This is a genomic window from Pseudomonas sp. AAC, from assembly GCF_000725445.1.
Lineage (GTDB): Bacteria > Pseudomonadota > Gammaproteobacteria > Pseudomonadales > Pseudomonadaceae > Pseudomonas > Pseudomonas citronellolis.
The window spans coordinates 639015-658516 of the sequence record NZ_KL647098.1 but is presented as its reverse complement, the minus strand read 5'-3'; the positions used below and the strand labels follow the sequence as shown (position 1 = coordinate 658516).

Here is a 19502-nt window from a genome sequence, read left to right as displayed (position 1 = left end):
TACCGACATTCCCCATAGGAGAAACGCCATGACCATCAAAGCCATCAACGTCCGCAACCAGTTCAAGGGCACCGTGAAGGAAATCCTCGAAGGCCCGGTGCTCTCGGAAATCGACGTGCAGACCGCCGCCGGCATCGTCACCTCGGTGATCACCACCCGCTCCGTGAAGGAACTGGAACTGGCCGTGGGCAGCGAAGTGATCGCCTTCGTGAAATCCACCGAGGTGTCCATCGCCAAGCTGTGAGGCGGGGAGGGCGGCGTTTGCGCTGCCCTGGGTGCGAAAAAAAGGCGGACGCCCCTGTGGAGCGTCCGCCTTTTTCCTTGCCGGCGCGCTCTACATCAGCGCCTGGCGCCGCGCCGCCATGTGCGCGAGGTAGTCGATCAGCTGGTCCAGCTCGGTGTCGTCGAGGGTTTCCGGGGCGAAGCCGGGCATTTTCGCCTGGGGCCAGCGGCGCAGGCTCTGCGGGTCGCGGATGTAGGCGTGGAGGAAGTCCCTGGCGAAGTACTCGGTGGGGCTGTAGGGCTGGTTCAGGTCCGGGCCGAACTGGGCGTCGCCGGCGCCGTTCAGGCGGTGGCAGGCCAGGCAGTGCTTCTGGAACAGGGCGAAGCCGGCCTGCACGTCGGGGCTGGCGTCCTTGACCGGGACCAGGGCCGGGAAGCGGATTTCCACCGAATCCAGCACGCGCAGGCTGCTGACCTGGAAGGGCCATTGCTCCGGGCCGATGGCCGAGGCCTGCGGGTCGGTCCAGACCAGGTAGAAGGGCCCGGCCGAAGGCTTGTCCTGGCCCAGCGGCGGCCAGGGCTTCTTTTCGTCTTCGATGGCCAGCCAGGCCCGCGCGCCGTCCTTCTGCAGCAGCGGCGCGGCGGGCAGCTCGGCGGCGAAGCCGTCCAGCGCCACGGCCTGCACGTGGGCGCGGCCGTCCACGCCCTCCAGCAGCGCCGCCAGCGGCACCGCGCGGTAGTGCATGGTGCGCTTGTAGGCCACGTCGTCCTTGATCTCGATGTTGCGCGCCTGGGCGTTGCCCAGCAGCTCGGCGCTGCTCAGCGTGCGCGTGCCGGCGGGCAGCTCCAGGGTCAGTTCGGCGGCGAATACGGTGGGGCAAAGCAGGATCAGCAGCGACAGGATGAAGCGCATGGGCGGGCTCCAGCGATGGGCTGCGCAAACATAGCAGAGGATGCCGACGAACGGCACTGCCACCTGCGCTGCGAGGGCGCGGCCCCTCGGGCTACGCCGGCTTCGCAGCGGCAGGCGGACGGTTGGCTAGCCGACCAGGCGACTGAGGTTGGGGATGATGAGCACCACTGCGGTAACGAAGACGATCAGGCTGGCCTGCCGCCATTTCTTCGGTTGTTGATCCATCATGATGTTCCCGCCTTTCTTGTTGTTGGCCCGCTCCCGCGCGCTCATACGGCCCGGCGCCGGGTGGCTGCGACCTTGGCTTTGCATACCGGCCGCCCCGGCAAGACCCGGCAGCGACGTCCCATAGGTACTGCGAAATTTCAGTCTAAGCCCCGGCTGGCGCGGGCTTAGACGATCTGGCAGCAAATCCTATGGTTCCAGGCATATTCCATCTATATGACAACGCGGTGACGGCTCTGGCTCGCGGCCCGACCGCTCATCCGACCGCCCGTCGGGGCGCCGCCCAGAGCGGTGCGCCAGGCGACCGCCGGTCGGCGCGGCTGAGCGCGGGGGTCAATCCGCCTGAGCGATCCGGTCATTGCCGGCCGCCACCGCGCGGTTAAGGTAGGCCGACACGCTGCCTGCGTGACCTCCACGCCAAGAGAGCACTCCCAAGAGAGAACGCCATGACCGAAGCATTGATTTACGACGCGGTGCGCACGCCCCGCGGCAAGGGCAAGAAGGACGGCGCGCTGTACAGCGTCAAGCCGGTCGACCTGATGGCCGGCCTGCTGCGCGAAGTGCAGCGGCGCAACCAGCTGGACACCGCGCAGGTCGACGACATCGTCCTGGGCTGCGTGACGCCGGTGGGCGACCAGGGCGCCGACATCGCCAAGACCGCCGCCCTGGTCGCCGACTGGGACGAGCAGGTGGCGGGCGTGCAGATCAACCGCTTCTGCGCCTCGGGCCTGGAGGCGGTCAACCTGGGCGCCATGAAGGTGCGCTCGGGCTTCGAGGACCTGGTGCTGGTGGGCGGCGTGGAATCCATGTCGCGGGTGCCCATGGGCTCGGACGGCGGCGCCTGGGCGCTGGACCCGCAAACCAACCTGCACACCAGCTTCGTGCCCCAGGGCATCGGCGCCGACCTGATCGCCACCCTGGAAGGCTTCAGCCGCAGCGATGTCGACGCCTTCGCCCTGCGCTCCCAGCAGAAGGCCGCCAAGGCCCGCGCCGAGGGGCTGTTCGGCAAGTCCCTGGTGCCGGTCACCGACCAGAACGGCATCGTCATCCTCGACCACGACGAATTCATCCGCGCCGACTCCACCCTGGAAGGTCTCGGCGCGCTCAAGCCGAGCTTCGAGATGATGGGGCAGATGGGCTTCGACGCCACCGCCCTGCGCAAGTACAGCTACGTCGAGCGCATCGAGCACGTGCACACCCCGGGCAACAGCTCGGGCATCGTCGACGGCGCCGCCGCCATGCTCATCGGCTCCGAGGCCAAGGGCCGCGAGCTGGGCCTGAAGGCCCGCGCGCGCATCGTCGCCACCGCGGTCACCAGCACCGACCCGACCATCATGCTCACCGGCCCCGCGCCGGCCACCCGCAAGGCCCTGGCCAAGGCCGGCCTGCGCGTCGACGAGATCGACCTGTTCGAGGTCAACGAAGCCTTCGCCTCGGTGGTGATGAAGTTCATGAAGGACATGGGCGTGCCGGAGAGCAAGGTCAACGTCAACGGCGGCTCCATCGCCATGGGCCACCCCCTGGGCGCCACCGGCTGCATGATCCTCGGCACCCTGCTCGACGAACTGGAGCGGCGCAACCTGCGCTACGGCCTGGCCACCCTCTGCGTGGGCGGCGGCATGGGCATAGCCACCATCATCGAACGCGTTTAAGGATCGATCATGGGCTACTGCGCTCGGCCATGCTGCGTTGGAAATTCTCCGGGAATGCTCATTGGCTGCAGCCAACTCCGCTTGCCGAAGAATTTCCGCCTTGTCTGACCTTCGCTCGTGACGCCCCTGAAGCGATCCCCCACCCTGGGAAGAAGATAAAAATGACCGAAGCCATCCGCTACGAAAAGGGCCAGGACAACATAGTCGTCCTGACCATGGACATGCCCGGCCAGAGCGCCAACACCATGAATGGCGCCTACCGTGAGGCCATGGCCGCCACCGTCGCTCGCCTGGAGGCCGAGAAGGACTCCATCGCCGGCGTCATCCTGACTTCCGCGAAGAAGACCTTCTTCGCCGGCGGCGACCTCAACGAACTGATCAAGGTCACCAAGGCCGACGCCCCGGCCTTCTACGCCGGCATCCTGGTGCTCAAGGGCCAGCTGCGCCGCCTGGAGACTCTCGGCAAGCCGGTGGTGGCCGCCATCAACGGCGCGGCCCTGGGCGGCGGCTGGGAAATCTGCCTGGCCTGCCACCACCGCATCGCTCTCGATGAAAGCCACGTGCAGCTGGGCCTGCCGGAAGTCACCCTGGGCCTGCTGCCCGGCGGCGGCGGGGTAGTGCGCATGGTGCGCCTGCTCGGCCTGGAGAAGGCCCTGCCGTACCTGGCCGAAGGCAAGAAGGTGCGCCCGGAACAGGCGCTCAAGGCCGGGCTGATCCACCAGTTGGCCTCCAGCCGCGAAGACATGCTGGCCAAGGCCCGCGAATGGATCGCCGCCAACCCCAACGCCAAGCAGCCGTGGGACACGGCTGGCTACAAGATCCCCGGCGGCACCCCGTCCAGCCCGAACGTGGCGCAGATGCTGGCCATCGCCCCGAGCGTGCTGCGCGACAAGACCAAGGGCTGCTTCCCGGCGCCGGAGAAGATCATGTGCGCCGCGGTCGAAGGCGCCCAGGTGGACTTCGACACCGCGCAATTGATCGAGGCGCGCTACTTCACCGAGCTGACCACCGGCCAGGTGGCGAAGAACATGATCGGTACCTTCTGGTTCCAGCTCAACGAGATCAACGCCGGCAAGTCGCGCCCGCAAGGCTACCCGCAGCAGCAGACGAAGAAGGTCGGCGTGCTCGGCGCCGGCATGATGGGCGCGGGCATCGCCTACGTCTCGGCCGCCGCCGGCATCGAGGTGGTGCTCAAGGACGTCTCCATCGAAGCGGCGGAGAAGGGCAAGGCCTACTCCGCCGCGCTGCTGGAGAAGAAGGTCGGCAAGGGCCAGATGACCGCCGAGAAGCGTGATGCCTTCCTGGCTCGCATCAAGCCGAGCGCCAGCGAAGCCGACTTCGAGGGCTGCGACCTGATCATCGAGGCGGTGTTCGAGGACCGCGCGCTCAAGGGCAAGGTCACCGCCGCCGCCGAGGCCGCCGCGCTGCCTGATGCGGTGATCGCCTCCAACACCTCGACCCTGCCGATCACCGGCCTGGCCCAGGCCGTGGCGCAACCGCAGAAGTTCATCGGCCTGCACTTCTTCAGCCCGGTGGACAAGATGCCGCTGGTGGAAATCATCCGCGGCGAGAAGACCGACGACGCCACCCTGGCCCGCGCCTTCGACTACGTCCTGCAGATCAGGAAGACGCCGATCGTGGTCAACGACAGCCGCGGCTTCTTCACCTCGCGGGTGTTCGGCACCTTCACCAACGAAGGCCTGGCCATGCTCGGCGAGGGCGTGCCGGCGGCGATGATCGAGAACCAGGCGCGCCAGGCCGGCATGCCGGTGGGCCCGCTGGCGATCAGCGACGAGGTCTCGCTGAGCCTGATGAGCCACATCCGCGAGCAGACCCGCAAGGACCTGGAAGCCGAAGGCAAGGCCCTGCCGCAGCACCCGGCCTTCGCCGTGGTCGACCTGATGCTCAACGAGTACAAGCGCCCGGGCAAGGCGGCCGGCGGCGGCTTCTACGACTACCCCGCCAACGGCAGGAAGCACCTGTGGCCGGAGCTGAAGCAGCGCTTCGAGAAACCCGACGGGATGATCCCGGCCGAGGACGTGCGCGACCGCATCCTCTTCGTCCAGGCCATCGAGACGGTGCGCTGCGTGGAGGAGGGTGTGCTGCTGTCGACCGCCGACGCCAACATCGGCTCGATCTTCGGCATCGGCTTCGCCGCCTGGAGCGGCGGCGCGCTGCAGTTCATCAACCAGTACGGCCTGCAGGACTTCATCGCCCGCGCGCAATACCTGGCCGAGCAGTACGGAGAACGCTTCGAGCCGCCGGCGTTGTTGCTGGACAAGGCGTTGCGCAACGAGACCTTCTGAATGGGTTTGGTGTAGGAGCGAGGGGGACGCCTAGTTCTTGCTCGCGAACGGGAGTTACCTGTGGCAGCGGTGTTCTGGGGGAACTCCGCTCCCTCTCCCTAACCCTCTCCCTGAAGGGAGAGGGGACCGTTCGGTGTGTGCGGATGCTCTTGAGTTAGCCGGACACGCCGGCGGTTTCAGGTTGAGGCCATTCCTTCTCTTGGCACGGACAAGCCCCCTCTCCCTTCAGGGAGAGGGCTGGGGAGAGGGGACGGAGCAACCGGAGACACCATGGCCGCCGGCGAGCACCATTCGCGAGCAAGCTCGCTCCTACGAAAAGCAAAAGCCAAAGCAAGGACGCGCCCCCCGAAACCGCCCCCACCGCCAGTTTTTTCTTCCCCACGACCCCCGTAGGATGGCGTTGAGCGCAGCGAAACCCATCACCCCCCGGGACCCACCATGCCCAACACCCCCGCCCTGATCATCATCGACATGCAAAAAGGCATGGCCAGCACACCGGTCCCCCGCAACAACCCCCACGCCGAAGCCCGCATCGCCGAACTCCTGGCCGCCTGGCGCGCGGCCGGGGCGCCGCTGCTGCACGTCCGGCACATCTCGCGCACGCCGGGCTCGCCGTTCTGGCCGGGGCAGCCGGGGGTGGAGTTCCAGGACGCGCTGGCGCCGCTGGAGCACGAGCAGGTGCTGGAGAAGAACGTCCCCGACGCCTTCGCCAACAGCGGCCTGGAGCGCTGGCTGCGGGTGCGCGGCATCGACACCCTGGTGATTGCCGGCGTCAGCACCAACAACTCGGTGGAAAGCACCGCGCGCAGCGCCGGCAACCTGGGCTTTCGCACCTTCGTGGTGGCCGATGCCTGCTTCGCCTTCGAACAGCGCGACTACCACGGCACCCTGCGCAGCGCCGAAGAGGTCCATGCCATGGCCCTGGGCAACCTGCAGGGCGAGTACGCCTGGGTGCTGGAGACCGCGCAGGCGCTGGGGATGGCGCGGGACGGCTGAGCAGCCGGTCGCCATCGTTCCCGCCGGCATTGATGCGCGGCGGTTTTTCGGGTATTTCCCCTGAAATTCCGATGCAAGGAATGGCTTTGTCATCTTGTGTCGTGAAAAAACAGTGTGTAGTTTTCACGGGGCGTGCAGTTTGTTAAGAAAGCGCGCGTTCGTGCCCGCTCAACCTCAGGAACCCACCACTACATGACGCTGCAAATCTGCATTCTGGAAACCGATATCCTGCGTCCCGAGCTGATCGACCAGTACACCGGCTACGGCTGGATGTTCCAGCAGCTGTTCGCCAAGCAACCGGTGCCCGCCGAGTTCAAGGTGTACAACGTGGTGGAGGGCCATTACCCGCCCGACAGCGAGCACTACGACGCCTACCTGGTGACCGGCAGCAAGTACGACTCCTTCGGCGACGAACCCTGGATCCGCAAGCTCAAGGACTACCTGCTGAGCCGCTACGAGCGCGGCGACAAGCTGCTGGGCGTGTGTTTCGGCCACCAGCTGCTGGCCCTGCTGCTCGGTGGCAAGACCGAGCGCGCCGACCAGGGCTGGGGCGTGGGCATCCATGACTACCGCATCGAAGAGCAGCCGCAGTGGATGCAGCCGCAACTGGACGACCTGACCCTGCTGGTCAGCCACCAGGACCAGGTCACCCAGCTGCCCGAAGGCGCCCGGCGCATCGCCAGTAGCGACTTCTGCCCGAACGCCGCCTACGCCATCGGCGACCAGGTGCTGTGCTTCCAGGGCCACCCGGAGTTCGTCGCCGACTACTCCCAGGCGATCCTCGACCTGCGCCGGGAGATCTTCAGCGAACCGGTCTACCAGAAGGGCATCGACAGCCTCGACCGCGAGCACCAGGGCGCCACCGTGGCCGAATGGATGATGCGCTTCGTCCAACTGGGCCGGAAAAAGGACGAGCAGAACGCCGCCTGAGCCCGCTGCGCCCACCAACGCCGCTCCCCGGAGCGGCGTTTTCATTCACGCGCCGAGGCGAACCGCCTTTCGTAGGAGCGAGCTTGCTCGCGAACAGGTTCCGCAGCGGGGTTTGTTCGCGAGCAAGAACTAGGCGTCCCCCTCGATCCGACGAAGAGCATCCCGCGCAGGATGCCTCCGTAGGATGGGTTGAGCTTGCGATACCCATCACCATGGCCCGATGGGTATCGCTTCGCTCAACCCATCCTACGCAAGCGCTTTGGCGCGGTCGGCAGGTCAGAGCCAATCCGCCTGCTTGAAGCTGACGTACAGCCCGATGCAGCCGATCACCAGCAGGCCCATCACCAGGAAGTAGCCGTAGTGCCAGTGCAGCTCCGGGATGTACTCGAAGTTCATCCCGTAGATGCCGGCCACCGCCGTGGGCAAGCCGAGGATCGCCGCCCAGGCGGCGAACTTGCGCTGCACCACGCTCTGCCGCGAGGACTCCAGCAACAGGCCGACCTCGATGGTCTGGCTGGCGATGTCGCGCAGCGAGTTGAGGTCTTCCAGCAGGCGGTTGACGTGGATGGCCACGTCGCGGAAGTAGGGGCGCATCTGCTTGTCGATGAAGGGGAAGTCCAGGCGCTGCAGCTCCTGGCAGATCTCCACCATGGGCGCCGCGTAGTGGCGCAGCTTGAGCACCTCGCGGCGCAGGCCGTAGATGCGCTCGATCTCCTCCTGGCTCAGCGAGGTGCGCAGGGCGCGCTGTTCCAGCACCTCGATCTCGCCGCGGATCTCTTCCACCACCGGCTCGTAGTTGCCGACCACGAAGTCGAGCAGGGCGTAGAGCACGAAGTCGGTGCCGTGGGCCAGCAGCAGCGGGCGCGCCTCGCAGCGCTGGCGCACCTGCGAGTACGACTGCGAGAAGCCATGGCGGGCGCTGATGATGTAGCCGATGCCGGCGAACAGGTGGGTTTCCACGAACATCAGCCGGCTGTCCGCGCGCACCGGCGAGTAGATCACCATGAACAGCGCGTCGCCGAAGGTTTCCAGCTTCGGCCGGCTGTGCTTCTCCAGGGCGTCGGCGATCGCCAGCTCGTGCAGGTTGAACTGCTTCTGCAGGTTCATCAGCTCTTCCGGCGTGGGTTCCTGCAGGCCGGTCCAGACGAAGTGGTCGGGCTGGCAGGCCCAGCGATAGCCCGCCTCCAGCGGGATATCGGCGACCTTCTTGCCCTTGCAGTAGACGGCGGATGCGACGACTCGACCCATGGCGCGTTCTCCCGGCAGGCGGAGGCGGGCGGTACCGGCGGGCGCCGGCGGCGATCTGCAAAGTATGGGCAAGCTGGCGCAGGCCGCCAGCGCGGGTTCAGGAGTGCGGGCGCAGGCTCTGCTGCAGCACCGCCAGGGTGTTGGGCAGCACTTCGTTGAAACGCTGGAACAGCGCGCTCTTGTCCACGCCGTCCGGCTGGATGTTGCGGGTGAGCTGGAAGCCGCCGCTCAGGGCCAGCGCCACCAGGACCACGATGCTGTACAGGCCGATGCTGGCGAGGGCGCCGTTGCGCAGGGTGCGGGCGGTGGAGCGGTGCATGGCGAGGGCTGCCGGAAGTGGGAGTGGGGCCAGTTTCCCAGCAGTCTGGTCGATGGGATAACGAAGTTCGTTGCTTTCAACTATCGGTGGAATTGATGGTTTGCCGACCGCCGCGAGGGGGATGCGGCCTTGATGCGGGTCAAGGTTCGCGGTGCGGCCAGGCGTAACGTGGAAGTTGACGGGAGCGCAAGGCAAGGCTTCCGAGGTACTCCACCGAGCAAGGAAAGATTCATGATTCGAGAAGTTGAAGGCGACATTCTGCTGAGCAAGGCCCAGGTCATCGCCCATGGCATCGCGCCCCAGGACCCGTTCGACAGCGGCCTGGCCCTGGCCCTGCGCGAGCGCTGGCCGTCGCTGGTCCGCGACTACCGTCATGCGGCCCATGCCTCGGCGCCCGCGCCGGGCTCCATCTGGGCCTGGTCGGGGGTGGACGCCGACGGTTCGACCCGCGGCATCGTCAACCTGCTCACCCAGGACATGCAGGGCAGCGGGCGTAGCGCCAAGCCGGCCAAGGCCAGTCTGGAGAACGTCGGGCACTGCCTGCGGGAGCTGGCGAAGTACGTCGAGGGGGAGGGCGTCCGCAGCCTGGCGCTGCCGTGCCTGGCCACCGGTGTCGGCGGGCTGGACTGGAAGGATGTGCGACCGTTGCTGGACAGGTATCTCGGCCATCTGGACATCCCCGTAGTGGTCTATGCGGTCTATCGCAAGGGAGTCGCCGCCGACGAGAAGCTCGGCTGAGGCGTGGCCGGCGGCCTGGCGCGTCCCGGAGCCGGGGCGCGTGGGGCCGTCGGAATGCCGGCGAGCGCCGGTCAGCCCTGGTGGGCGGGGGTAGCGTCGTGCTGCTGGCTGGCGGTCCGCTCGGCCTGATGCTGCAGCGCGGCCTGGTTCAGGTTGACCATGCGGTTCTGCATCAGCGGCGATTCTTCGGCGAAGCCGGACTGGGCACCGAGCAGAGTGGCGCTGGCGAGGAGGGCAGTGGCGATCAGTTGGAGTTTCATGATGAACACCTCGTTGGTTGCTTTTCCTGTGGGTTCATCAATAGGTTAACGCGCAATAATTTTTGAAAAAGACTGAACGGGCTTAATCAGTTTTGCCTTTTTCGTAACTATTCGAGGCGCCCCGTAGGAGCAACTGTCTTGCGCCTAGGTGCTCTTCGTAGGATGGGTTGAGCTTGCGAAACCCATGCGGTTGCGCTGATGGGTATCGCTTCGCTCAACGCCATCCTACGAGAAGCCGTGCTTCCTGGAACCGTAGGGCCCTGCCCGCGAAATCGCGTGCAGGGCGCGCTCCTACAGGGGAATGGCATCGGCGCTCGGGCTTTCCCCTCACCCCAGCCCTCTCCCGGAGGGAGAGGGGGCTAGTCCGTGCCGAGAGAAGGCCTGGTTTCAGCCGGCAACCCCTGCGCTAGCCGGCTGACGCCGAAACACCAACGCACGCCGAACGGTCCCCTCTCCCTCTGGGAGAGGGTGAGGGGTCGCAGGCCTGCTCGCTCGATTCCGTGCCTCTATGCGCTTCGTGAGGCACGGCATTTCCCCCGCACCTGTAAGCGGGCCCTGCCCGCGAAATCGCGCGCAGGGCGCGCTCCTACAGGGGAATGGCATCGGCGCTCGGGCTTTCCCCTCACCCCAGCCCTCTCCCGGAGGGAGAGGGGGCTAGTCCGCGCCGAGAGAAGGCCTGGTTTCAGCCGGCAACCCCTGCGCTAGCCGGCTGACGCTGAAACACCAACGCACGCCGAACGGTCCCCTCTCCCTCCGGGAGAGGGTTAGGGTGAGGGGGCCGCAGGCCTGCTCGCTCGATTCCGTGCCCCTATGCGCTTCGTGAGGCACGGCATTTCCCCCGCACCTGTAGGAACAGTGGGGCGGCGTAGGAGCACCTCAGGCCAGGTGCTGCTTGTCCTTCTCGATGGCCTGGTCGAGGGTTTCCAGCAGTTGCCGGCGCACCTTCAGCTTGGTGTTGCGGTGCGCGGTCATGTTCAGTTTCTTCAACTGCTGGGCGGCGGCGCGGGCGGTGTCCAGCAGTTCCTCGGCGCTGACCACCTTGTCGAGGAAGCCGGCGGCCATGGCTTCTTGCGGGGCGAACATCTCGGCGTTGATCACCGAACGGTTGAAGGCCGACTTGCGCAGGCGGTCGCGGGCCAGTTCGATGCCCACGTGGTGCATGGTCATGCCGATGGCCACTTCGTTCAGGCCGATCTGGAAGGGGCCGTCGACGCCGATGCGGTAGTCCGCCGAGAGCAGCAGGAAGGCGCCCTTGGCCACCGCGTGGCCGGGGCAGGCGACGATGATCGGGTAGGGATGGGCCAGCATGCGCCGGGCCAGGGTCGAACCGGCGGCCACCAGGGCCACGGCGTTCTCCGGGCCGGAGGTCATCACCTTGAGGTCGTAGCCGCCGGAAAGGATGCCCGGCTGGCCGGTGAGGATCACCACCGCGCGGTCCTGCTCGGCACGGTCCAGCGCCTGGTTGAAGGCCTCGATCACGGCGGGGGAGATGGCATTCACCTTGCCGTTGGCTAGGGTCAGGGTGGCGACGCCGTCGTCGAGTTGATAGCTGATCAGTTCACTCATGGCAGGACATCCGGAAAAGGGGCGTGGCACAGAACATACTGGCGGCCACGGCGACCGTAAAGCGCTGTGTCCGACCGGCCGGTCACCGCGGTTTTGCGACGGACTTCACTCTCCGATGGGCGAGCCGGTGAATTTCGCGGGGTGTGCGTGGAGGCGCGCAGGCCGTGCTGTTAAGCTGCCAGCACCGCCGTCCGTATCAATCCGCTTACAGGGAAGTCCTTCCGAATGTCGAAACTGCTCAAGTGGGGCCTGCTCGGCATCGTGGCCGTCGCGCTCATCATCAAGGTGTCGCTGTGGCTGTCCGTGCGCAGCATCGTCGACGACGCCGTGGCGCGCCTGTCGCCGATGGTGGAGATCACCTACGGCGGGATTTCCTCTTCCTTCGACGGCCGCGTCGGCCTGAAGAACGTGGAGATCCGCGTGCCGGCCGCCCGCGACAGCCTGAAGGTGGCCCATGCCCAGCTCAGGTTCAACGGCCTGCGCGAGCTGCTGAGCTTCAAGGAGCGCCTGGCCGAGGGCAAGCTGCCCAAGCAGATGGCCATGGAACTCACCGGCGTCGAGCTGCAGGTGCACGGGCCGTTCATGCAGGCGCTGTACCAGCAGCCGGCGGAGAGCAGCGTGTTCACCGCCATGAGCGAGGTGGCCTGCGGCAACATCCGCAACATCGGCTCCGACGAGCTGCTGCAGATGGGCTACCGCACCCTGGAGTCGGACATCGAGTTCTCCTACCTGTTCGAGCCCGGCGCGCAGAAGCTGACCTTCAACCTGCGCTCGGACGCCCGCGGCATGCTCGACACCCGCGTCGGCATGTCCCTGAGCAACGTCTCCGAACGCCCCGGCGACATGCGCGTGAACCCGCCGCGGGTGTCCCAGGTGACCGTCGAGCTGGACGACAACCAGTACCAGCGCAAGGTCCAGGAATTCTGCGCCGCGCGCCTGGGCGTCAAGCGCGAGGAGTACCTCAAGCAGGCCCTGGCGCAGTTCGACAAGGCCATGCGCAGCCAGCGCGTGGCGCTGGACCAGCCGCTGCTCGACGCCTACGCTCGCTACCTGGCCGACCCGCAGTCGCTGCGCCTGGAACTCAACCCCAGCGAGGGCATGACCTGGAGCGGGTTGCAGTTCTTCGAGGCCAAGGACGTGGTCGGCATGCTGCGCCCGGTGGTGCTGGTGAACCAGCAGGCGGTGAACCCGATCGGCTTCGCCTGGGTCGACCCGCTGAAGCACAAGGTCACCGCCGATTCGGCCACGCATAAGATTTCAGCCGAAGAAACGGTTGAGTCGGAGAAGAGAACGCAGCAATATGGCTTCGTCAGTATCGACAGCCTTGCCCAGTACACCGGCAAGCGCCTGCAGTTCATCACCTTCGATGGTGCCTATTATCAGGGTGTACTGCACAAGGTGGAGAACGGACGAGTCTATATCACGGTCCTCATGGGGACGGGCTCGGCCGAGATGAACCTCCGCCTGAACAAGATCAATCAGGTGCGCGTCGAGTTGTGAGACGCGCAAGAGGAGAGTGCAAGTGAGTGAGTCGTTGTCCATCCATCATGATGAGTCCAGCCACCAGTTCGTCACGACGGTGGACGGTCATCGTGCCTACCTGGCCTACATGGATCTGGGCAAGCAGACGCTGGACATCTACCGCACCTTCGTGCCCGACAGCCTGCGCGGCCGCGGCATCGCCGCGGCGCTCACCGAGCACGCGCTGCAGTACGCCGAGCGCAAGGGCTACAGCGTGATTCCCTCGTGCTCCTACGTCGAGCGCTACCTGGAGCGCCATCCGCGCCACGCCGACCGCATGGCCTGAGTCGCCAGCACCCATGAAAACGCCGGGCATTGCCCGGCGTTTTTCGTTGCGTCCGATTCAGCCGCGCTGGCGCTTGGGCAGCACGTCCTTGAGCTTGGCGTGCATGCTGCGCACGGCCTTCTCGGTGGTTTCCCAGTCGATGCAGGCGTCGGTGACGGAGACGCCGTACTGCAGCTGGCAGAGGTCCTTCGGGATCGGCTGGCTGCCCCAGCCCAGGTGGCTTTCCACCATCAGGCCGACGATGGAGTTGTTGCCTTCGACGATCTGGTTGGCGACGTTGTCCATCACCAGCGGCTGCAGGGCCGGGTCCTTGTTTGAGTTGGCGTGGCTGCAGTCGACCATCACGTTCAGCGGCACCTTGGCCTTGTTCAGCTCCTGCTCGCACAGGGCCACGCTCACCGAGTCGTAGTTCGGCTTGCCGTTGCCGCCGCGCAGCACCACGTGGCCGTAGCGGTTGCCCTTGGTGGTGACGATGGAGACGCCGCCTTCCTGGTTGATGCCGAGGAAACGGTGCGGGCTGGAGACCGACTGCAGGGCGTTGATCGCCACGGTCAGGCTGCCGTCGGTGCCGTTCTTGAAGCCGACCGCGGAGGACAGGCCGGAAGCCATCTCGCGGTGGGTCTGGGATTCGGTGGTGCGCGCGCCGATGGCCGACCAGCTGATCAGGTCCTGCAGGTACTGCGGGGAGATCGGGTCGAGCGCCTCGGTGGCGGTGGGCAGGCCCATCTCGGCCAGGTCGCGCAGCAACTGGCGGCCGATGTGCAGGCCGTCCTGGATCTTGAAGGAGTCGTCCAGGTAGGGGTCGTTGATCAGGCCTTTCCAGCCCACGGTGGTGCGCGGTTTCTCGAAGTACACGCGCATTACCAGGAACAGGGTGTCGGCGACTTCGGCGGCCAGGACCTTGAGGCGCTCGGCGTATTCGTGGGCGGCCTTGACGTCGTGGATGGAGCAGGGGCCGATCACCACGAACAGGCGGTGGTCCTTGCCATCGAGGATGTCGCGGACGACCTGGCGGCCATGGGCGACGGTGTTCCGCGCGGCTTCGGTCAGGGGAATTTCGCGCTTGAGCTGCTCCGGCGTGATCAGGGTCTCGTTGGAGGCAACGTTAAGGTCGTCGATCTGTAAATCAGCCATCGTGGTACTCAGTCAGGTCACGGGTGCCGGCCGCCAGGAACCCCCATGCGATGGGGCGCAGGCATGAATCTCGCTAAGGGGAAGTCGAACCTTAACGCGTCGGACGCCGGCTCGACAATGGGCAGGCAGCGGGAAAATGCCCGGATGACGGGGTTCGGCGCCGTTTCAGATGGCGCAGAACAGGGGGAAGTCGGCGGCGTTGCAGGCGATCCACTCCAGGGCGGTGTCTTCCACCGGCTGCGCCTGCCCGCTTTCGCGCTCGCGCTGGCGGCGGAAGTGCTCGATCTGGCAGACCTGTTCGACCATTCGCGCGCGGAACAGGGTGTCCTCGTCGAGGAAGGCCACGCCCACCAGGTAGTCGTCGCTGAGCTTGCGGCTCCAGGCCACCACGCCGGGGTAGCGCGCGGCGTCGCCCAGCAGCGGGATGCGCAGCTCGACCGCGGTGCCGCGGCGGAAACCGCGCGGGGCGTTGCAGGCCACCCCGCCGAGGCTGATATTGTACAGGCGCTGGCGCGGCAGGAAGAGCTGCCTGCGGACCACCAGCTCCACCGGTAGATCACAGGGGTGACGCAGGAACTGTCGCATGACGGAAGGCTCCGACTGCAATCTTTTTGGCGTTGGCATTGGGCAAAGTATAGTGCCGTCGCTGGAACTCACCGACCTGGATGCCGATCACCGGTTGCTCGAGTTGCCAGGCGACTCGCTGCTGGTGTTCAGCGCCGAGGGCTGCGCTTCCTGCCGCTGGGCCCGCGCGCAGTTGCCGGGCATGGGGCTGCCGGTGCGGCGCCTGTGCTGGGTCGATGCCGGGCGCAATGGCGGCCTGGTCGAGCGTTATGAAGTCTTCCACCTGCCGGCGCTGTTCCTGGTGCGCGACGGCGCCTTCCATGGCCGCCTCGACGCGCCCCTGCGCGCCGGCCCACTGGCCCAGGCCCTGCGCGCCGCGGCCTTGCGCATTCCCGAGGAGTTGCCCTGAATGACTGTTTCCCCCGTCCGCATCGGCGTGATCGGCACTGGCGCCATCGGCGGTTTCTACGGCCTGATGCTGGCCCGCGCCGGCTTCGACGTGCATTTCCTGCTGCGCAGCGAATACGCCGCGGTGGCCGAGCACGGCCTGCGCCTGAACAGCCAGGTGCACGGCGCCCTGGGCCTGGCGCCGGTGCAGGCCTACCACGACGTCGCCGAGATGCCGCCGTGCGACTGGTTGCTGGTGGGCGCCAAGACCACCAGCAACGCCGAGCTGGCGCCGCTGATCGCCCGCGCCGCGGCGCCGGGCGCCAAGGTCCTGCTGCTGCAGAACGGCCTGGCGGTGGAGGAGGGCCTGCGCCCGCTGCTGCCGGACGCGCTGCACCTGCTCGGCGGGCTCTGCTACATCTGCGTGCACCGCTCCGCGCCGGGAGTGATCGAACACCAGGCCCTGGGCGCGGTGCACCTGGGCTACCACAGCGGGCCGGCCGCCGCTGCCGCCGGCCAGGCTATCGCCGAGGAGGGCGCGGCGCTGTTCCGCCAGGCCGGGCTGGATTCCGTGGCGATGCCGGCGCTGGAGCATGCGCGCTGGCAGAAGCTGGTATGGAACGTCCCTTACAACGGCCTGTCGGTGCTGCTGGACAGCGGCACCCGGGCGCTGATGGCCAATGCCGACAGCCGCGCGCTGATCGCCGCCATCATGGACGAGGTGATGGCCGGCGCCGCCGCCTGCGGCCATGAGTTGCCGGCCGGCTACCCGGCGGCGATGCTGAGCTCGACCGAACGCATGCCCGACTACCTGCCGAGCATGTACCACGACTTCGCCCAGCGCCGGCCGCTGGAGCTGCAGGCGATCTATGATGCGCCCCTGGCCGCGGCGGCCGCCGCCGGGGTGGCGATGCCACGCATCGAGGCGCTGCAACGGGCGCTACGCTTCATCGACGCGCGCAACCAGGCGCGCTGATCCATCACGGGGGAACGGGCAATGGGCAAGGGGCTGGGCGACAAGCTGGTGGTGGCGATCTCCTCGCGGGCGCTGTTCGACCTGGACGAGAGCCACCGCATCTACGAATCCGAAGGCGTGGAGGCCTACCGGCAGTACCAGATCGCCCACGAGGACGAGGTGCTGCAGCCCGGCGACGCCTTCGCCCTGGTGCAGAAGCTGCTGGGGCTCAACGAGATGCTCGGCCGGCAACTGGTGGAAGTGGTGCTGGTCTCGCGCAACAGCGCCGACACCGGCCTGCGGGTGTTCAACTCCATCCAGCAGCACGGCCTGGGCATCTCCCGCGCGGCCTTCGTCGGCGGGCGCAGCCCATACCCGTACCTGGCGGCGTTCGGCTGCCACCTGTTCCTCTCCACCCACGTCGAGGACGTGCGCAGCGCCCTGGAGAACGGCTTCGCCGCGGCCACCATCCTCTCCGCCGGGGCCCGTCGCGAGACCGCCGGCGAACTGCGCTTCGCCTTCGACGGCGACGCCGTGCTGTTCTCCGACGAGGCCGAGCGGGTGTTCCAGCAGGGCGGCCTGGAGGCCTTCCAGACGCGCGAGCAGGCGTCCGCCCGCGAGCCATTGGGCGGCGGCCCGTTCAAGCCCTTCCTGGCGGCGCTGAACCGCGTGCAGCAGGCCTTCCCCCAGGAGTCCTGCCCGATCCGCACGGCGCTGGTCACCGCGCGCTCGGCGCCGGCCCACGAGCGCGTCATCCGCACCCTGCGCGAATGGGACATCCGCCTGGACGAATCGCTGTTCCTCGGCGGCCTGGACAAGTCGGCGTTCCTCGAGGCCTTCAGCGCCGACGTGTTCTTCGACGACCAGCCCGGGCATTGCGAGCGGGCCCGGGAGGTGGTCGCCACCGGCCACGTGCCCCACGGCGTCAGCAACGAGCCGCAGACGGCCAGCTAGCGCGGCCTCGGCCGCTTGCTGCTACTCTGCTCAGAGGCCCGCCGCCGAGGCAGTAGGAGGCCGCATGATCCGATCGATTCTCTACGCTACCGACCTTGGTCTCTACGCCCCGTACGTCCTCCAGCACGCCATGTCCCTCGCCCGCGCCTACGACGCCGAGATCCACGTGGTGCACGCCGTGGAGCCGATGGGGCTGTTCGCCGACTCCGTGCTGCAGACCTACCTGGATGCCGACACCCTTGCCGAGCTGCGCAGCAGCGGCTTGAGCACCGTGATGGGCAACATCGAGCGGCGGGTGATGGAAGGCTTTCGCGACGAACTCGGCGAACTGCACGAGGAGTCGGACATGATCCGTTCGGTGCGCGTGCTGCAGGGCGACCCGCCGCAGGTGATCCTCGACGAGGCGCAGCGCCTGGCCGTGGACCTGATAGTCGCCGGCAGCCACAGCCATGGCGAGGGCATGAACACGCCTCTGGGGCGTACCGCCGCACGGGTGGTGCAGCTGGCGGAAGTGCCGGTCTACCTGGTGCCCATGCTGCAGCACCGCAGCTGAAGGCGGCTGCGCGACGAACGGATGCGGCGCTCTGCCGCGCACTTTTCCCGGTGTCCGTGGGGTGCCGGGATGTTGCCAGAGGGGACGTAGTAGGCAAGCTCGAAAAAAACGTCTAACTTTATTCCTCAAACCATTAATATGGTTATAAAAGCAGAGCCCGGGTCGCGGGCCGCGACATCCATTTCGAGGAATCTCCATGAAGCTTCAGCAACTGCGCTATATCTGGGAAGTCGCGCACCACGACCTCAACGTTTCCGCCACCGCGCAGAGCCTGTACACGTCGCAGCCGGGCATCAGCAAGCAGATCCGCCTGCTGGAAGACGAACTGGGCGTGGAAGTCTTCGCCCGCAGCGGCAAGCACCTGACCCGCGTCACCCCCGCCGGCGAGCGCATCATCAACACCGCCGGCGAGATCCTGCGCAAGGTCGAGAGCATCAAGCAGATCGCCCAGGAATTCTCCAACGAGAAGAAGGGCACCCTGTCCATCGCCACCACCCACACCCAGGCGCGCTACGCGCTGCCGAGCGTGATCAGCGGCTTCATCAAGCAGTACCCGGACGTCTCCCTGCACATGCACCAGGGCACGCCCATGCAGATCGCCGAGATGGCCGCCGACGGCACCGTCGACTTCGCCATCGCCACCGAGGCTCTGGAGCTGTTCGGCGACCTGATCATGATGCCCTGCTACCGCTGGAACCGCTGCGTGATCGTGCCCCAGGGCCACCCGCTGACCAAGGTGCCGAAGCTGACCCTGGAACTGCTCGCCGAGCAGCCGATCGTCACCTACGTGTTCGGCTTCACCGGCCGCTCCAAGCTGGACGAGGCCTTCAACCAGCGCGGCCTGGTGCCCAAGGTGGTGTTCACCGCCGCCGACGCCGACGTGATCAAGACCTACGTGCGCCTGGGCCTGGGCGTGGGCATCGTGGCGCACATGGCGGTGGACCCGAAGCTGGACAGCGACCTGGTGATGCTCGACGCCAGCCACCTGTTCGAGTCCAGCGTGACCAAGATCGGCTTCCGCCGCGGCACCTTCCTGCGCGGTTTCATGTGCGACTTCATCGAGAAGTTCGCTCCGCACCTGACCCGCGAGTTGCTGGCCAAGGCGGTGCAGTGCCACAACAAGGCTGAGCTGGATGAGCTGTTCGAAGGGATCGAGCTGCCGGTTTATTGAGGTTGGTGTGAAACGGGTGGGGATTGGCGGGGTTTAGGTGGGGTAGGTGTTGGGTTCAAGAGCGCCCTCTCCCCAACCCTCTCCCGCAAGCGGGAGAGGGGGCTATCCTGAGTGGCTTGTTGGTCCGGCGCCATCCTCCACCTTCATCATTCCCGCGAACGCGGGACGCGGCTCCATCGCGAACAGCGCTTGCGCTGGCCCGAAGGGGAATAACCCAGTTGCCTCGGCTTGGGTGTTTCTACGCCGCACCGAGTCTGCCCGACCTTCTTGTTTCGCCCCCTCGGGCGAGTCCCTTTTGTCAGTCGCCACAAAAGGAACCAAAAAGGCTTGCCCCGACATACGGGCCCGATGGAGCCGGGCTACCCTCGCGAATTCCCCCGCCACGGAGGCCCGCCCCGAGGGTACGTCCCTGTAGCCCATCGGGGCTCTCGCGACATCCATGTCGCATGACCTCCTGAGCGCCGGTTTCGCTCGGCCTTCTGAAGGGGCGTTTCGGAGTGCGCGGATGTTTCTCTGGAAGTCTCAAGAGCAGCCAGAGCGAATGCGTTTGGCTTTTCGTAGGAGCGAGCTTGCTCGCGAACCGCCCGTCACTGGGTTCCCTC

The 19502-nt window shown here is 66.8% G+C and carries 20 protein-coding genes; 13 read left to right on the top strand and 7 right to left on the bottom strand.

Going from position 1 to position 19502, the window contains the following annotated elements; all coding sequences use genetic code 11:
• The first annotated feature begins 28 nt into the window (after positions 1-28).
• Positions 29-244 (top strand): TOBE domain-containing protein, encoded by a 216-nt coding sequence (locus tag FG99_RS20525; protein ID WP_009618813.1) that lies wholly within the window; start codon positions 29-31, stop codon positions 242-244.
• 90 nt (positions 245-334) lie between these two features.
• On the opposite strand, the gene FG99_RS20520 is transcribed toward FG99_RS20525, so the two are convergent.
• Positions 335-1135 (bottom strand): c-type cytochrome, encoded by an 801-nt coding sequence (locus FG99_RS20520; RefSeq protein WP_043272097.1) that lies wholly within the window; start codon positions 1133-1135, stop codon positions 335-337.
• 671 nt (positions 1136-1806) lie between these two features.
• On the opposite strand from FG99_RS20520, the gene FG99_RS20515 reads away from it, so the two are divergent.
• The 4 genes from FG99_RS20515 (at position 1807) to FG99_RS20500 (ending at position 7244) form a co-directional block, all read left to right on the top strand.
• Positions 1807-3012 (top strand): acetyl-CoA C-acetyltransferase, encoded by a 1206-nt coding sequence (locus FG99_RS20515; protein WP_043272096.1) that lies wholly within the window; start codon positions 1807-1809, stop codon positions 3010-3012.
• A gap of 161 nt (positions 3013-3173) precedes the next feature.
• Positions 3174-5318: a 3-hydroxyacyl-CoA dehydrogenase NAD-binding domain-containing protein gene (locus FG99_RS20510; RefSeq protein ID WP_043272095.1), complete on the top strand. Its 2145-nt coding sequence runs from the start codon at positions 3174-3176 to the stop codon at positions 5316-5318.
• A gap of 438 nt (positions 5319-5756) precedes the next feature.
• Entirely contained in the window at positions 5757-6314 is a 558-nt protein-coding gene (locus FG99_RS20505; RefSeq protein ID WP_043272094.1) for a cysteine hydrolase family protein, read from the top strand.
• Positions 6315-6506: 192 nt separating this feature from the next.
• Entirely contained in the window at positions 6507-7244 is a 738-nt protein-coding gene (locus FG99_RS20500) for an amidotransferase (RefSeq protein ID WP_043272093.1), read from the top strand.
• 276 nt (positions 7245-7520) lie between these two features.
• Here FG99_RS20500 and FG99_RS20495 read toward each other — a convergent pair whose 3' ends face one another.
• A complete protein-coding gene (locus FG99_RS20495; RefSeq protein WP_009618833.1) occupies positions 7521-8492 on the bottom strand; it encodes a magnesium and cobalt transport protein CorA in 972 nt (323 codons plus the stop codon).
• Positions 8493-8589: 97 nt separating this feature from the next.
• Positions 8590-8811, bottom strand: a complete 222-nt coding sequence (locus FG99_RS20490) for a hypothetical protein (protein ID WP_043272092.1) — start codon at positions 8809-8811, stop codon at positions 8590-8592.
• 231 nt (positions 8812-9042) lie between these two features.
• On the opposite strand from FG99_RS20490, the gene FG99_RS20485 reads away from it, so the two are divergent.
• The gene (locus tag FG99_RS20485; RefSeq protein ID WP_009618837.1) at positions 9043-9549 is read left to right on the top strand and encodes a macro domain-containing protein; all 507 of its coding nucleotides are present in this window, start codon (positions 9043-9045) and stop codon (positions 9547-9549) included.
• Positions 9550-9620: 71 nt separating this feature from the next.
• Here the strand turns inward: FG99_RS20485 and FG99_RS20480 are convergent, their stop codons facing one another.
• Together FG99_RS20480 and FG99_RS20475 are read right to left on the bottom strand one after the other, a co-directional pair.
• A complete protein-coding gene (locus FG99_RS20480) occupies positions 9621-9809 on the bottom strand; it encodes a hypothetical protein (RefSeq protein ID WP_009618839.1) in 189 nt (62 codons plus the stop codon).
• 876 nt (positions 9810-10685) lie between these two features.
• Positions 10686-11375, bottom strand: coding sequence for a crotonase/enoyl-CoA hydratase family protein (locus tag FG99_RS20475; protein ID WP_043272090.1), 690 nt, complete (start codon positions 11373-11375; stop codon positions 10686-10688).
• 225 nt (positions 11376-11600) lie between these two features.
• Here FG99_RS20475 and FG99_RS20470 point away from each other — a divergent pair, with 225 nt between their 5' ends.
• Positions 11601-12875: a hypothetical protein gene (locus FG99_RS20470; RefSeq protein ID WP_009623399.1), complete on the top strand. Its 1275-nt coding sequence runs from the start codon at positions 11601-11603 to the stop codon at positions 12873-12875.
• Positions 12876-12897: 22 nt separating this feature from the next.
• Positions 12898-13182 carry a GNAT family N-acetyltransferase gene (locus FG99_RS20465; RefSeq protein ID WP_009623398.1) on the top strand — a complete coding sequence of 95 codons (285 nt, stop codon included), beginning with the start codon at positions 12898-12900 and terminating at the stop codon, positions 13180-13182.
• Between the two features lie 57 nt (positions 13183-13239).
• On the opposite strand, the gene FG99_RS20460 is transcribed toward FG99_RS20465, so the two are convergent.
• Together FG99_RS20460 and FG99_RS20455 are read right to left on the bottom strand one after the other, a co-directional pair.
• Complete coding sequence (locus FG99_RS20460; RefSeq protein WP_043272089.1) at positions 13240-14316, bottom strand: 3-deoxy-7-phosphoheptulonate synthase; 1077 nt, start codon at positions 14314-14316, stop codon at positions 13240-13242.
• Positions 14317-14481: 165 nt separating this feature from the next.
• Positions 14482-14901, bottom strand: a complete 420-nt coding sequence (locus FG99_RS20455; RefSeq protein WP_024128653.1) for a PilZ domain-containing protein — start codon at positions 14899-14901, stop codon at positions 14482-14484.
• Here FG99_RS20455 and FG99_RS20450 point away from each other — a divergent pair.
• The 5 genes from FG99_RS20450 to cysB all read left to right on the top strand — a co-directional run bounded on the left by FG99_RS20450 (position 14900) and on the right by cysB (position 18900).
• Entirely contained in the window at positions 14900-15289 is a 390-nt protein-coding gene (locus tag FG99_RS20450; protein ID WP_009623296.1) for a YbbN family protein, read from the top strand. The genes FG99_RS20455 and FG99_RS20450 overlap by 2 nt on opposite strands.
• Positions 15290-16243 (top strand): putative 2-dehydropantoate 2-reductase, encoded by a 954-nt coding sequence (locus FG99_RS20445; RefSeq protein ID WP_043272088.1) that lies wholly within the window; start codon positions 15290-15292, stop codon positions 16241-16243.
• Positions 16244-16264: 21 nt separating this feature from the next.
• Positions 16265-17176 (top strand): 5'-nucleotidase, encoded by a 912-nt coding sequence (locus tag FG99_RS20440; RefSeq protein ID WP_043272087.1) that lies wholly within the window; start codon positions 16265-16267, stop codon positions 17174-17176.
• Positions 17177-17240: 64 nt separating this feature from the next.
• Positions 17241-17729, top strand: coding sequence for a universal stress protein (locus tag FG99_RS20435; protein ID WP_009623290.1), 489 nt, complete (start codon positions 17241-17243; stop codon positions 17727-17729).
• Positions 17730-17925: 196 nt separating this feature from the next.
• A complete protein-coding gene (cysB, locus tag FG99_RS20430) occupies positions 17926-18900 on the top strand; it encodes an HTH-type transcriptional regulator CysB (RefSeq protein ID WP_009623289.1) in 975 nt (324 codons plus the stop codon).
• The last annotated feature ends 602 nt before the right edge of the window (positions 18901-19502 follow it).

What these genes read in the sequence shown, in the direction of transcription:
- FG99_RS20435 (WP_009623290.1), top strand. Translation starts at nt 17,241, where the DNA reads ATGATCCGATCGATTCTCTACGCTACCGACCTTGGTCTCTACGCCCCG.
- FG99_RS20475 (WP_043272090.1), bottom strand. Translation starts at nt 11,375, where the DNA reads ATGAGTGAACTGATCAGCTATCAACTCGACGACGGCGTCGCCACCCTG.
- FG99_RS20485 (WP_009618837.1), top strand. Translation starts at nt 9,043, where the DNA reads ATGATTCGAGAAGTTGAAGGCGACATTCTGCTGAGCAAGGCCCAGGTC.
- FG99_RS20455 (WP_024128653.1), bottom strand. Translation starts at nt 14,901, where the DNA reads ATGCGACAGTTCCTGCGTCACCCCTGTGATCTACCGGTGGAGCTGGTG.
- FG99_RS20515 (WP_043272096.1), top strand. Translation starts at nt 1,807, where the DNA reads ATGACCGAAGCATTGATTTACGACGCGGTGCGCACGCCCCGCGGCAAG.
- FG99_RS20460 (WP_043272089.1), bottom strand. Translation starts at nt 14,316, where the DNA reads ATGGCTGATTTACAGATCGACGACCTTAACGTTGCCTCCAACGAGACC.
- FG99_RS20505 (WP_043272094.1), top strand. Translation starts at nt 5,757, where the DNA reads ATGCCCAACACCCCCGCCCTGATCATCATCGACATGCAAAAAGGCATG.
- FG99_RS20480 (WP_009618839.1), bottom strand. Translation starts at nt 9,809, where the DNA reads ATGAAACTCCAACTGATCGCCACTGCCCTCCTCGCCAGCGCCACTCTG.
- FG99_RS20490 (WP_043272092.1), bottom strand. Translation starts at nt 8,811, where the DNA reads ATGCACCGCTCCACCGCCCGCACCCTGCGCAACGGCGCCCTCGCCAGC.
- FG99_RS20520 (WP_043272097.1), bottom strand. Translation starts at nt 1,135, where the DNA reads ATGCGCTTCATCCTGTCGCTGCTGATCCTGCTTTGCCCCACCGTATTC.
- FG99_RS20450 (WP_009623296.1), top strand. Translation starts at nt 14,900, where the DNA reads ATGACGGAAGGCTCCGACTGCAATCTTTTTGGCGTTGGCATTGGGCAA.
- FG99_RS20445 (WP_043272088.1), top strand. Translation starts at nt 15,290, where the DNA reads ATGACTGTTTCCCCCGTCCGCATCGGCGTGATCGGCACTGGCGCCATC.
- cysB (WP_009623289.1), top strand. Translation starts at nt 17,926, where the DNA reads ATGAAGCTTCAGCAACTGCGCTATATCTGGGAAGTCGCGCACCACGAC.
- FG99_RS20525 (WP_009618813.1), top strand. Translation starts at nt 29, where the DNA reads ATGACCATCAAAGCCATCAACGTCCGCAACCAGTTCAAGGGCACCGTG.
- FG99_RS20510 (WP_043272095.1), top strand. Translation starts at nt 3,174, where the DNA reads ATGACCGAAGCCATCCGCTACGAAAAGGGCCAGGACAACATAGTCGTC.
- FG99_RS20500 (WP_043272093.1), top strand. Translation starts at nt 6,507, where the DNA reads ATGACGCTGCAAATCTGCATTCTGGAAACCGATATCCTGCGTCCCGAG.
- FG99_RS20495 (WP_009618833.1), bottom strand. Translation starts at nt 8,492, where the DNA reads ATGGGTCGAGTCGTCGCATCCGCCGTCTACTGCAAGGGCAAGAAGGTC.
- FG99_RS20470 (WP_009623399.1), top strand. Translation starts at nt 11,601, where the DNA reads ATGTCGAAACTGCTCAAGTGGGGCCTGCTCGGCATCGTGGCCGTCGCG.
- FG99_RS20440 (WP_043272087.1), top strand. Translation starts at nt 16,265, where the DNA reads ATGGGCAAGGGGCTGGGCGACAAGCTGGTGGTGGCGATCTCCTCGCGG.